Raw genomic sequence first — 13651 nt, forward strand, 5'->3', positions numbered from 1 at the left:
TCTTATTAAATAGTATTTTTGCGCATGCAAAACAACGTACTCATTTTAGACTTCGGTTCGCAGTTTACGCAACTCATCGCAAGACGCGTTAGAGAATTAAATATCTTCTGCGAAATTTATCCATTCAACAATCCTCCAAAAGACATTTCACAGTACAAAGCGGTGATTCTTTCTGGTAGCCCATTTTCAGTGCGTTCCAAGGAAGCTCCGCACCCTGATTTGTCTCAAATAAGAGGGAAGATACCAACCCTAGCGGTCTGCTATGGAGCACAGTATATCGCTCAATTTAGCGGGGGAGAAGTAGCGCCTTCTGATACCAGAGAATACGGGCGTGCTAAACTTTCTTTTATTGTAGAAAATGAAGTTTTCTTTCAAGGCATTCAAACAGGTAGTCAAGTCTGGATGAGCCATAGTGATTCAATTAAAAAATTACCAGAGAACGGTATAAAACTAGCAAGTACTGAGGATGTTCAGTTTGCTGCCTATAAGATAGAAGGAGAAAAGACCTATGCCATTCAATTCCACCCTGAGGTGTATCATACCACAGATGGTAAACAGCTTTTAGAAAACTTCTTGGTTAAAATTGCTGGCGTTGCTCAGAGTTGGACCCCTGATAACTTTGTTGATATGACAGTAGCAGAGTTGAAAGCAAAAGTCGGAAATGACAGAGTTGTCCTTGGACTCTCTGGTGGGGTGGATTCTACTGTTGCTGCAGTATTGTTAAATAAAGCGATAGGAGATAACTTGTATTGTATTTTTGTCAATAATGGGCTGCTGCGAAAAAATGAATTCGAAACCGTACTCAAGCAGTACGAAGGGATGGGACTGAATGTTAAAGGGGTAGATGCCTCTGCACGATTTTTGAAAGAATTGGAAGGGCAGTCTGATCCTGAACTTAAGCGAAAGGCTATCGGAAAAGTTTTTATAGAAGTGTTTGATGATGAGGCTCATGAGATTAACGATGTGAAATGGTTGGGACAAGGAACCATTTATCCCGATGTAATCGAGTCTATTTCAGTGAATGGTCCTTCAGCCACGATCAAAAGTCACCATAATGTAGGAGGTCTTCCAGACTTTATGAAGTTAAAGATTGTAGAGCCTTTGAGAATGTTATTTAAAGATGAAGTTCGGCGGGTAGGTGCCTCTATGGGGATCAATCCAGAATTATTGGGAAGACATCCATTTCCTGGCCCTGGTTTGGCCATCCGAATTCTTGGAGATATTACTGCTGAAAAAGTACGTATATTGCAAGAGGTTGATGCCATATTTATAAACGGACTTCGAAATGCAGGCCTTTATGATAAAGTATGGCAAGCAGGAGCGATATTATTGCCTGTTAATTCTGTGGGTGTTATGGGCGATGAACGCACCTATGAAAAGTGTGTTGCCCTTAGAGCTGTAGAGAGTACAGACGGAATGACAGCTGACTGGGTAAATTTACCTTATGAATTTTTACAAAAAGTATCTAATGATATAATAAATAAGGTAAAAGGCGTTAATAGAGTAGTATACGATATTAGCTCTAAACCACCGGCAACTATAGAGTGGGAGTAATAACAAAAACATTTGTACTTTTGGATTTCCCTGCTGTGACACCACGGTTGTTAACACAAAATAGAAACCAATTTATATGAATATTAATAAAATAGTTTTTGCCATATTTTTTTTTAGTTGTGTGAGTCTACATGCCCAAAAATATGAGACACACGCAGTTAAACCAGGTGAAACCCTAGAAAGTATTGCCAAGCATTATAGCGTAACACCCTATTCCATTTTAAATTTAAACCCAGAGGTGAAAAATGGAGTAAAGGCGAACACTATTCTTATTGTCCCACTAGCAGAACAGCAAACTACAGGTGATCAGCCTCAAACTGGACAACCTGGAGAAGTAACACGTTTTATCACTCATAAGGTAAGTCGAAAAGAAACGCTTTACGGGATTTCTAAACAATACAATGTCAGTATAGAGGATATTAAGCGATACAATAAAGAATTATACAGTCAGCAATTAGATAGAAATCAAAAGATAAGAATACCAGTATATTCCACGGTGATTACCGAAGGTGAATTTGACAGATCTGATTTACTTCCCTATGTAGTCTCCCCTAAAGAAGGGCCTTGGAGAATCGCTTATGAGCATGGGATCACGGTAGATTCTTTAAAGGTTTTAAATCCTGGAATGCAAGAGGTATTAAAACCAGGGGACACGCTGTGGGTTCCTTTTGTTGCTGGTAATGAAAAGACTCCCGTTCAGATAGAGCAATACAATTATTATACAGTATTGCCAAAAGAAGGATTCTATAGGTTAAAGGTGAAACTAGGTGTTACTCAACAGGAGATCGAAAACCTAAACCCTGAAGTTAGAGAAGATGGCTTAAAGGTAGGGATGGTCTTAAAATTGCCCAAGGAAAAAACTGGTGATATGGCGGTTAATGATGGCCAATTGGTGGAACGGTTTTCTTTATTGGACAGTTTAAATTACAATCAAACCACACGATTATCCTTGGTATTACCTTTTAAACTTAATAGTTTAGATTTTGAGGATCTCAATAATAGCAAAGATAAAATCACTAAAGACCGTTTGATGGGCATTGCTCTTGATTTTTATACAGGTGCTCTAATGGCGATAGACTCAGCAAAACAATTGGGACTTACTGTTGATGTCAATGTGTTTGACAGTCAGGCAGATGCTGGAAGAGTAAATCAAATAGCAACCAGTGGGGATTTAGTAGGTTCCGATGCTGTAATTGGACCAATATTACCTGTTGGTTTCAATAGATTGACTACTTATTTAGGAGCCTCTCAAACGCCGATTTTCTCTCCTTTTTCTAATAAAGGAATTAACCTAGGTCCAAATGTTTTCCAAACACTACCAGCAGATAACCTACTCAGAGAACGGATGTATGCGTATCTTAGAGATTATGGTATTGGTAAAAATGTGATCATAATCGCAGATCTAAAGAGTGCCGCCATTAAAACAAAACTTCAAAGTATTTTTCCTGGTGCAAAAATTATAAATCCAATAGAGGATAAGTTCATTCGATTAGATGAGATAAATCCATTCCTTTCAGCAGAGAAGCAAAATTGGGTGATTGTAGAAACTAACAGTATTCCATTGCTGACTAATATAACTGGAGTTGTAAATTCAGCAAAGAATCAAGAACATGATATTGTATTGTTAACAACCTTCAGAGGAAGTGCTTATGATAGTGGTAATATTTCCAATATGCACTTGTCAAATTTGCAATTTCACTTTCCTTCCATGGATAAGATGTCCAATTTTGAAGGAGCGTTTAGTCTAGCGTATGAAGAAAAATACGGAATCACTCCAAATCGATACGCTACAAGAGGGTTTGACTTAACAATGGATGTTATTCTTCGGCTTTCCTACAATAAGAACCTCAGTTTAGTGGCTTCTAAGGTAAGTGAAACAGAATACCTTGAAAATAAATTTGATTATGTACAGGTGCCCTCTGGCGGGTATATCAACCAAGCCGTGTATATTGTCAAATACGAAAATTTAGAAATTAAAGATGCAGAAAAAAATGTCGACCTCGATAGTGACCTACTTGGGAGCACTCAGAACTAAATGTGTTCACATAAAAAGCAGTAATTCATTTATTACAGATGCACCCGTTGATAACAATGGAAAAGGAGAAGCTTTTTCTCCAACAGATACCGTTGCGACAGCGCTTGCCAGTTGTATGATGACCATAATGGGTATCAAGGCAAATGATCTCGATGTTGATCTTACGGATACCACTGCTACCGTAACGAAAATTATGGATACTAATCCGCGAAGAATTTCAGAAATCAAGGTGATTTTTGATTTTCCTAGTGTTGTTGGGCCAAAACATCGAAAAATCTTAGAAAATGCCGCGTTGACCTGCCCGGTATATTATAGTTTACATCCAGATATTAAAAAGGATATTCAATTTAATTGGCGATAATCCTTTAAAAGGGTTTAAAATTCCTGCCATAAATCTAGTTCTTGTTTACTCGGTTGACTGTTGTAAATAACTATTCGGTACTTTAGGATTGTTGGAGTAGTCCTGGAGATAGGAATTAATTCAGCCCCAGGGTAAACAGGATTTTGCATGCTGTTTTCTGAGCGAAGAATCCATAAGTTATTAGGAATTGGATTTGATTTACTTGCCACAACAAGCACCCCTAGGTTTTGATCAGCATTTATCCTTCCATTGATTTGCATCCCACGCCCCGCTTGAACAGCTTCGTTTTTAGGAAGGATAGTTTTACCCAAAGAGGTGAATTTAATATCAGAGGGAAGTTTAAAACGAGTAGAGAATCCACCGTAACCTTTTACGTCATTTGATCCTCCAATTTGAACATTCTGAGCCAAGGCTGTTAACGCAATTTCAAAGTCTATCATCCTATAGTTGTCATCCCTTGGGTATATCGTGATTTTAGTGTATTCTTCCACAAAAGGGAGTTCTTGTCCATTAGGTTTATAATGCGGTGAACCCCAATGTGTTTTAATTTGAAGTTGCAGATTTTCGCCTACTTGGTCCGCGATGACGTCTTTTACATCCCATGAGAAATCTTTACACTCCCAAGCATCGCCCATTGGTTGCCCATTAACCACCACTTGGTGCCATGTCCAGAAGATCCCACGATGATGTTTGTGATCTTCAGGGAAATCCTCTGTTATAACTTTGCCTTGTAAATCGTATAGCGGGTGAATGTAATTGGCACGAGGATACCGTCCATCTAGGGATGTGGTCTCTTTTTGATAAAATAAAACTTTTTGACCATATTCAGTTATTAAAACACCTTGTGGGGTGTTTTGCGACTCAAACCCTTGAGCCCATCCATAAATAGATAATACAAAACATGAAATAGTAACTAGTGTTGTCTTCATTTTATTTTGGTATGATTAAACAGCTGCATGAAGTTAAACTTTTCCTATAATTTTATAGGTTAAAGGAGAAAAATTTTAAAGATACTTATCTTTAAAACTTTTCTAAACCTCATTCTAGAGTTGAAATTTGATTATTTTTGAGTAACCCTGTATCATTTTGGGATTTGCCTTCCAATTAAATTAAAACTGGCGGTAAGTTCTCGTTTTAGTAAACGACTTAAATCGATAAATTATAAGAACCCTGTGTATTAGCAAAGGGAGATATTTTAAATATACTATGCCAACATCCTATTTATCTTTTCAACAAACAAATTATTTTTCAAAACTTATATGTGATTACCTCGATCAGAAGAAGGAGTTACAACCATTCTATAATCGATTTCCACATCTTGAAAATTTTGCAGAACAACTAAAGGAAAAGAAAAGGTCGTTTTCTCACGAAAATAGAAAGGTACTAACCAAGGTGTTGGCGGATCAATATAAAGATTTTCAAACATCCGATTTAACGTCAGAAAATATCACCGCCTTAGCCGATGAAAATACTTTTACGGTCGTTACAGGACATCAGTTAAACTTATTTACAGGACCGCTTTATTTTCTTTACAAAATTGTGAGTACCATAAATCTTTGTAGAGCATTGCAAAAACAACATCCCGATAACCGTTTTGTACCAGTGTATTGGATGGCCAGTGAGGACCATGATTTTGAGGAGATTAATTTTTTTAATTTCAATGGAAAGAAATTCCAATGGCAAGGTCCTGGGACTAAGGAGCAAGGTGGTATGGTGGGAGCTTATCCCACCGAAGGTTTGGATTCCGTTCTGGAGCTTTTCTCATCAGAGATCGGAAAGGGTGTACAGGCCAAGGCGCTGGTGGAGCTATTTCGAAATGCCTATATGAAACATAAGAACTTAACGGATGCAACACGATACATGGTAAATCAGTTATTTTCCAACCAAGGACTGGTTATTTTAGATGCTTCGGATAAGGTATTAAAACACCATTTTATTCCATATATGAGACAGGAGCTCTTCGAAGCTACATCCCAAAAGACAGTGGAGCAGACCATCTCAAATTTAAATAAAGTAGATGCTTCTTATAAGATCCAAGTGAATCCAAGAGAGATTAATTTATTTTACTTACAGACGGGCTTAAGGGAGCGCATTATAAAAACCCAAACTGGCTTTAGGGTAAACAATACTGAGTTAGGTTGGAGTGATCAAGAATTGGAGGAGGAGCTTACTAATTACCCGGAGCGGTTCTCGCCCAATGTGATGACTAGACCATTGTATCAAGAGGTTATTTTACCGAATCTTTGTTATATAGGAGGGGGAGGTGAATTGGCTTATTGGCTGGAGCTCAAAGAATTTTTTAAAACTCAAAAGGTGACCTTTCCAATGTTACTCCTTAGAAATTCTGTATTAATAATCTCAGAGAAACAATCCAAAAAGCTACAAAAGTTGAACATTAGTGATGCGCAGCTTTTCTTAGATAAGAATTCTTTTATAAATAGTAAGATAAGAGAAATCAGCAATATTGATATTGATTTCAGCAAACAAAAAAAATATCTTCAGGAGCAATTCCAAGATATGTATAAGATCGCTGAACAAACTGATAAGACTTTTTTGGGCGCGGTAAAGGCTCAAGAAGTCAAACAACTCCAAGGCCTTGACCGCTTGGAAAAACGCCTGTTAAAGGCCCAAAAGAATAAACTGTCAGATGAAGTGCGAAGGTTAGTATCACTTCAAAATGAACTATTTCCTAATGGAAACCTACAGGAGCGAACTGATAATTTTTCCAACTTATATGTGCAATACGGCCCCTTATTTATCGAACGTCTTTTAAAAGAGCTTGATCCTTTGCGTGGAGCTTTTGCTGTTATTCGAATGTAAGCTGCTTTTCTTCTAGTATCCTTCATTTCGAGATCAAACACTTTGATCTTAAGGACTCACATTCAGTTAGAAAGTACCTAGGCGGTTATTTTTCTTAGAAGGATGGCCGTAATTTTCGTCTAAAAACGGTTCAAAAGGCTACCTTTGTCCAAAATAGTGTTTATGTACGATATTGACATGGAAAGCGTAGAAATGACCCTCGATGTCATGAAATACGTTTTAAATAGGATTACTACTGTTTCTCCAGAGTTAGGACATCCGAAATCTGAGGATGAATTAAGAGCCTTGGTAGGCGAAACCATTACCGAACAAGGAATAGGCGGGGAGCGCGCATTTGAGTTGTTTAAAGATGTTTTAATTAAGGCCACGGTTCCAATTGACCACCCAAGACACCTGGCATTTGTTCCAGCTTCGCCAACGAGAGCTTCCATTATGTTTGATTTAGTGACCTCTGCTTCTAGTATCCATGGAGCGTATTGGATGGAAGGTGCAGGTGGCATATTTTGTGAAATGGAAGCTATGAAATGGTTGGTGTCATTAACTGGACTTCCAAAGGGCGCTTTTGGAGTCTTTACAAGTGGAGGAACCGCTGCAAACTTGTCAGCCATGGTAACGGCACGTGAAAATTGGCGAAAAGACCCAGAGAATATCGGTCAAAAGGGGTTGATGATTACCTCTGTTGGAGCGCACTCATCCATAAAAGCGATGGCTAAGGTCATCGATGTGGATGTATTGTTAGTGGAGACCGAAGACCGTATGAATAAAGAGGATTTAAAAGAAAAAATCGCTAGCCTTCATCCAGAGCAACGCCGGCGTCTTTTTGCAGTGGTGGCCACAGGAGGTACTACCAATGCAGGGATTATTGATGATTTAGATGGTGTTGCAAGCATTTGTGAGGCGGAGAATCTTTGGTTTCATGTGGATGCCGCATATGGGGGAGGAGCTTTGGCTGCTGATTCCGTTCGACATTTGTTCAATGGAATTGAAAGAGCAGATAGTATCACGATAGATCCTCATAAATGGCTATTTTCACCCTATGACTGCGGTGCGATCATTTATAAAAACCCAGAGTTAGCCAAAGAAGCCCATTCTCAGGAAGGATCCTATTTAGAGATTTTTAAAGACTCAGGTGCACATGGCTTTAACCCCTCTGATTATCAAATTCAATTAACGCGTAGAGTCCGAGGTTTACCGCTTTGGTTTTCTTTAGCAATGCATGGTACGGATAAATATAAATCATCCGTTGAACAGGGCATAAGCCTGGCCTTACTCGCCGGAGAGCTCATCACAGAAAATCCAAACGTTGAACTAGTCAGAGAGCCTAGTTTGTCTTGCGTTCTTTTTAGAAGAAAAGGATGGACTCCTGATGACTACCGTAATTGGACCTATAAAAATCACCGCGAAGGATTTGCACTTGTCACACCGACTAAGTGGAGAACAGGGGATAATTTTGAAACTGTGGCAAGATTTTGTTTTATAAACCCAGATACCACAAAGGAGGATGTTCTGGCGATCTTAAATTCCATGAATTAGAATGAATACTCTTGAAAACAGGACATTTCTTTTGCAACTAGCTAAGACTAAAATGCCTTTTGGAAAGTACAAGGATTACTATTTGGTGGATATTCCTGAATATTACTATGTGTGGTTTAAACAAAAAGGTTTCCCAAAAGGAAAACTAGGACAACAACTCGAGGCCATGTACGAGATTAAAGTTAATGGCCTTGAGCATCTTGTTCGAAAAATTAAAAGTCAAATGCACTGACTTTTAGGTAAAATCAAATCCCTTTAAAAGTGTTTATTTAATTCTTATTTGTATTTTTGCCGCGACTATTTCGGTCATCCTTATTAAAGCGTTTAAAATCAATTAAGTAGATATAATGGCAGCTACCAAATACATTTTTGTGACCGGTGGAGTTACGTCTTCATTAGGTAAAGGAATTATTGCAGCATCGTTGGCAAAATTATTACAAGCACGAGGCTACAAAGCGACAATTCAAAAACTTGATCCATACATTAATGTAGACCCTGGAACTTTGAATCCATATGAGCATGGAGAATGCTATGTAACGGACGATGGAGCTGAAACAGATTTAGATCTAGGTCATTATGAACGTTTTTTGAATGTGAACACCTCTCAGGCCAACAATGTGACCACTGGACGTATTTACCAAAGTGTGATAGAGAAAGAGCGCCGTGGCGAATTCTTGGGAAAAACGGTTCAGGTAGTTCCGCATATCACCAATGAAATTAAAGAACGGATTCAGCTTCTAGGTAAAAGTGGTGAATATGATATTGTAATCACAGAAATTGGAGGAACCGTAGGTGATATTGAATCCTTGCCATATATTGAATCCGTTAGACAGTTAATGTGGGAATTAGGAGATAATAACAGTATTGTGATTCATCTCACCCTGGTACCATATCTATCTGCAGCAGGGGAATTAAAGACTAAACCAACGCAACATTCTGTTAAAACTTTAATGGAAAGCGGTATAAAGGCGGATATTTTAGTATGTCGTACTGAGCATGAACTCTCTGCGGACTTAAGAGAGAAATTAGCTTTGTTCTGTAATGTCAAACCAGAGGCTGTAATTCAATCCATAGATGCATCCACCATTTACGATGTTCCAAATTATATGTTGGAAGAAGGATTGGATAAGGTCGTTCTGAAAAAATTAAACCTTGAGGAAAAAGCGCATCCAGATTTAGAGCGTTGGAATCAATTCCTTGGTCGACACAAAAATCCTAGACACGAAGTTCACATTGGGCTTGTTGGGAAATATGTGGAACTTCAAGACAGTTACAAATCGATCCTTGAATCCTTTATACATGCGGGAGCTGAAAATGAAGTCAAAGTCAAAGTGGAATACATACACTCAGAGCACATTACAAAAGATATTCTCGAGAACAAAATTGCACACCTAGACGGTGTACTGGTAGCACCTGGATTTGGGGAAAGAGGTATAGAAGGCAAGATTGAAGTAATTCAATATGTACGTACTCATAAGATTCCATTTTTAGGAATCTGCTTGGGTATGCAAATGGCTGTCATTGAATTTGCTAGAAATGTACTTCAACTCAACGATGCCAACTCTACAGAGATGAATCCCAATACAACCAATCCTGTTATCGATCTTATGGAAGAGCAAAAGAATATCACTCAAATGGGTGGGACGATGAGGTTAGGAGCATGGGATTGTGCCTTAGAAGAAGGAACTTTAGCTTATCAGATCTATGGATCAACCCTAATATCAGAGCGTCATAGACATCGTTATGAGTTCAATGATACCTATAAGGATCAAATTGAAGCTGCTGGTTTAAAGGCTAGTGGTGTTAACCCAGATACCGGCCTTGTTGAGGTAATTGAAATACCTGATCATCCTTGGTTTGTGGGAGTTCAATATCATCCAGAATACAAAAGTACCGTTGCCAGCCCACATCCATTGTTTGTAGCTTTTGTGAAAGCTACATTAGACTATAAAAATAGCAAATAATATAAATGTCACTTTGACAGACAACTAGCGTTTGGACACATCTTTGAGTACACTTGATTCAGGGTATTCCAAATGAAAAAAATTTAATGATTAGATTACATGGAAGAAAAAAAGTTTGACCTAAACTCTATTATTGGTTTTGTACTTATAGGTGCTATACTTATTTGGGTGTTATACAACAATGCACCGACAGAACAGGAGATTCAAGAACAAAAGGCTAAACAAGAGCAAGTTCAGGCTCAGGAGCAAGCAAATAAGAGCAATGTATTAACTGAGCAAACGCCACAAGTGAATTTACAAGATTCCACTGCTCTGGCTGCATACAAAGGTAGTTTAGGGTCTTTCGCATATTCCGCCTCCTTACCTTCGGCAACAAAGAATGTGACTACCCTGGAAAATGACAAAGTTCGTTTTAAGGTCAGTAATAAAGGTGGTCAAATCGTTGAAGTTCTTTTGAAAAATTTTAGCCGGTATGATTCTGTACCCGTTTATCTGGTAGAGGATGGCAATGCATCTTTTAATTTGACCTTTTCAACGACAGATAACAGAACACTCAACACACAAGATTTATATTTTGAACCTAGTTTGACTAAAAATGGAGACACGCAAGTACTCTCTATGAAACTAAAGGCTTCCGATAATCAATATTTGGAGTACCGTTACGAGTTGAAGCCAGGGGAGTATATGATGGATTATACGATCCGTTCCCAAGGGCTCTCTAATGTGTTAAACAGTTCTCAACCAGTAGAGCTGAACTGGAAACAAAAATCGATTCGTCAAAGCCAAAGTATCCAATATGAGAATCGTTACACCCGTTTATCCTATTTAGAAGATGGGAACAGTAACAAACTATCTCAAGGGGGGGATGATGAAGATACCGTTAATGATGTAAAATGGATTTCTTATAGACAGCACTTTTTTAGTTCGATATTAATTAATCCAAATGAATTTTCAAGTGTCAGTTTAACTTCAGAACAATTATTTGAAGATGAATCTATTGAAGAGAAGTTTACGAAACTTTATACCTCTAGCCTTCCTTTGCAGATACAAGGGGGAGAGTTAAATTCAAATTTAAAATGGTACTACGGACCAACGGATGCTAGGATTTTTAATGATTATAAAGGACTTGATCTTTCTGAATCTATCCCATTTGGATGGGGAATCTTTGGGTTTATTAACAAACATATTTTCACCCCACTTTTTGGATTTTTGAGTACAGTCTTTCCCTATGGAATTGCCATTATTGTAATGACTATATTGGTTCGAATTGTGCTCTCACCAGTGACTTACAAATCGTACTTGTCACAGGCTAAAATGAAAGTGCTACGTCCAGAGATTCAGGAAATTAACGATAAGTTTAAAGACAACCCAATGAAGCGTCAACAGGAGACTATGAAGCTTTATGGTAAAGCAGGAGTAAGCCCAATGAGTGGATGCGTCCCTGCCTTACTGCAGTTACCAGTATTCTATGCCCTGTTCATGTTCTTCCCAACGGCCATTATGTTAAGACATAAGTCGTTCCTATGGGCAGATGATCTTTCCTCCTACGATATTATTTACAAATTCCCTGAAGGGTTTAGCATACCATTCTATGGAGATCATGTAAGTTTGTTCCCTATCTTAGCCTCTGTTGCCATTTTCTTTTATATGAAAATGACCACAGGGCAACAACAAGCTATGCAACAACCTACCCAAGAAGGAATGCCTGATATGAGTAGTATCATGAAAATCATGATATACATCTCTCCGGTTATGATGTTGTTCTTCTTTAACAATTATGCTAGTGGATTGAGTTTGTATTACTTCATTTCCAATTTGATCACAATAGTTATAATGCTTGTGATTAAAAATTATATCATTGACGAAGATAAAATCCATGATAAGATCCAGGAGAATAAGAAAAAGCCTAAAAAAGAAAATAAGTTCCAACGTAAAATGCGTGAGATGATGGAACAGGCGGAAGCCCAGCAGAAAAAGAAAAAATAATTCCTGTAGGTGAGTATTTTAGGGATACTAGGTAAGCATATAAATTAGATTTAAAAGGACGAGAATTATAAAATTTTTCGTCCTTTTAATTTTAAAAAAGATTTTAAAATCTTTAGGCAAGTAGAATTGAAAGGTAACATGGGTGGGTTCGACTATAACGTATAGGTGAATTTTGTAATTTTGCCCCTAATAAATTAAGGAGGATGAAAAGAGTGATCGTTGGTTTGTCTGGAGGAGTAGACTCTAGTGTAGCTGCATACCTTTTAAAACAACAAGGGTATGAGGTGATTGGCCTATTTATGAAAAATTGGCATGATGATTCTGTAACCATTTCAAATGAGTGTCCTTGGTTAGAGGATAGCAATGACGCTATGATGGTAGCAGAAAAACTAGGGATTCCTTTTCAGACTGTGGATTTAAGTGAGCAGTACAAAGAGCGTATCGTTGATTATATGTTTAACGAGTACGAAAGAGGGCGTACACCAAATCCTGATGTGCTTTGTAATAGAGAGATCAAATTTGATGTGTTCCTTAAAATTGCGCTTAGTTTAGGAGCAGACTATGTAGCCACTGGACATTATTGTAGAAAGGACACCATCACAGTGGATGGAAAAGAAATTCATCGTCTATTGGCAGGAAAGGATCCCAATAAGGATCAATCTTATTTCTTATGTCAATTATCCCAAGAACAACTCAGTAAAACACTCTTTCCAATAGGAGAGCTTATTAAACCTCAGGTTCGGAAAATAGCCCAAGAAAATGAATTGATCACCGCTGATAAAAAGGACTCACAAGGACTCTGTTTTATTGGAAAAGTCAGACTACCGGAATTTTTACAACAAAAACTAAAACCCAAAGAGGGGCAGATCGTAGAGATTGATTCCGAAAGCGTCCTTAAGAAAAAAGAGCTGCGAATTTTTGAAAATAAAATTGACGAATTAGCCTACAATTCGAAACGCCTTACATACAATGTCTCCGAAGGAAAAGTTGTTGGGAAACATCAAGGCGCTCATTATTTTACAAAAGGTCAACGAAAAGGTTTAGCAGTGGGAGGTACACCTGAACCACTTTTTGTGATAGAGACAGACGTGGATCAAAATGTAATTTATACAGGACAGGGGAAGGACCACCCTGGCTTGTTTAGAAAAGCATTGTTTGTGAGTAAAGAAGAATTGCATTGGGTTCGTGAGGATTTAGCATTAGCACCAGATCAGCAACTTGAAGTAATGGCGCGCATACGATACCGTCAGCCTCTTCAAAAAGCAACCCTTTACCAAGTAGAAAGTGGTTTATATGTTGATTTTGATCAGCCACAAAGTGCGATCACCGAAGGGCAATTTGTAGCCTTTTATTCTGGTGATGAATTGATTGGTTCTGGCGTTATTGGCTAAAAGCGGT

General features: G+C 38.1%; 10 protein-coding genes. 9 read left to right on the plus strand and 1 reads right to left on the minus strand.

Annotation, left to right across the window (positions count from 1 at the left end):
- The first annotated feature begins 24 nt into the window (after positions 1 to 24).
- The 3 genes from guaA to VKY50_RS09465 all read left to right on the plus strand — a co-directional run bounded on the left by guaA (position 25) and on the right by VKY50_RS09465 (position 3950).
- Positions 25 to 1554 carry a glutamine-hydrolyzing GMP synthase gene (guaA, locus tag VKY50_RS09455; protein WP_324301198.1) on the plus strand — a complete coding sequence of 510 codons (1530 nt, stop codon included), beginning with the start codon at positions 25 to 27 and terminating at the stop codon, positions 1552 to 1554.
- Positions 1555 to 1630: 76 nt separating this feature from the next.
- Entirely contained in the window at positions 1631 to 3589 is a 1959-nt protein-coding gene (locus tag VKY50_RS09460) for an amino acid ABC transporter substrate-binding protein (RefSeq protein WP_324301200.1), read from the plus strand.
- Positions 3546 to 3950, plus strand: coding sequence for an OsmC family protein (locus tag VKY50_RS09465; protein ID WP_324301202.1), 405 nt, complete (start codon positions 3546 to 3548; stop codon positions 3948 to 3950). Before VKY50_RS09460 ends, VKY50_RS09465 begins: the two co-directional genes overlap by 44 nt.
- Positions 3951 to 3964: 14 nt before the next feature.
- Here VKY50_RS09465 and VKY50_RS09470 read toward each other — a convergent pair whose 3' ends face one another.
- Positions 3965 to 4879 (minus strand): DUF6807 family protein, encoded by a 915-nt coding sequence (locus VKY50_RS09470; protein WP_324301204.1) that lies wholly within the window; start codon positions 4877 to 4879, stop codon positions 3965 to 3967.
- Positions 4880 to 5156: 277 nt separating this feature from the next.
- Between VKY50_RS09470 and bshC the strand changes: the two genes are divergently transcribed.
- The 6 genes from bshC to mnmA all read left to right on the plus strand — a co-directional run bounded on the left by bshC (position 5157) and on the right by mnmA (position 13644).
- Positions 5157 to 6770, plus strand: a complete 1614-nt coding sequence (gene bshC, locus VKY50_RS09475; RefSeq protein WP_324301206.1) for a bacillithiol biosynthesis cysteine-adding enzyme BshC — start codon at positions 5157 to 5159, stop codon at positions 6768 to 6770.
- 162 nt (positions 6771 to 6932) lie between these two features.
- The gene (locus VKY50_RS09480; RefSeq protein WP_324301208.1) at positions 6933 to 8303 is read left to right on the plus strand and encodes a pyridoxal phosphate-dependent decarboxylase family protein; all 1371 of its coding nucleotides are present in this window, start codon (positions 6933 to 6935) and stop codon (positions 8301 to 8303) included.
- 1 nt (position 8304) lies between these two features.
- Positions 8305 to 8535 carry a DUF3820 family protein gene (locus VKY50_RS09485; protein ID WP_324301210.1) on the plus strand — a complete coding sequence of 77 codons (231 nt, stop codon included), beginning with the start codon at positions 8305 to 8307 and terminating at the stop codon, positions 8533 to 8535.
- A 115-nt stretch (positions 8536 to 8650) separates the two neighbouring features.
- Complete coding sequence (locus VKY50_RS09490) at positions 8651 to 10267, plus strand: CTP synthase (protein ID WP_324301213.1); 1617 nt, start codon at positions 8651 to 8653, stop codon at positions 10265 to 10267.
- Positions 10268 to 10366: 99 nt separating this feature from the next.
- On the plus strand, positions 10367 to 12253 hold the full coding sequence (yidC, locus tag VKY50_RS09495; protein ID WP_324301215.1) for a membrane protein insertase YidC: 1887 nt from the start codon (positions 10367 to 10369) through the stop codon (positions 12251 to 12253).
- Between the two features lie 203 nt (positions 12254 to 12456).
- Positions 12457 to 13644, plus strand: coding sequence for a tRNA 2-thiouridine(34) synthase MnmA (gene mnmA / locus VKY50_RS09500; RefSeq protein WP_324301217.1), 1188 nt, complete (start codon positions 12457 to 12459; stop codon positions 13642 to 13644).
- The last annotated feature ends 7 nt before the right edge of the window (positions 13645 to 13651 follow it).

Source organism: Galbibacter sp. (genome assembly GCF_035306585.1).
Lineage (GTDB): Bacteria > Bacteroidota > Bacteroidia > Flavobacteriales > Flavobacteriaceae > Galbibacter.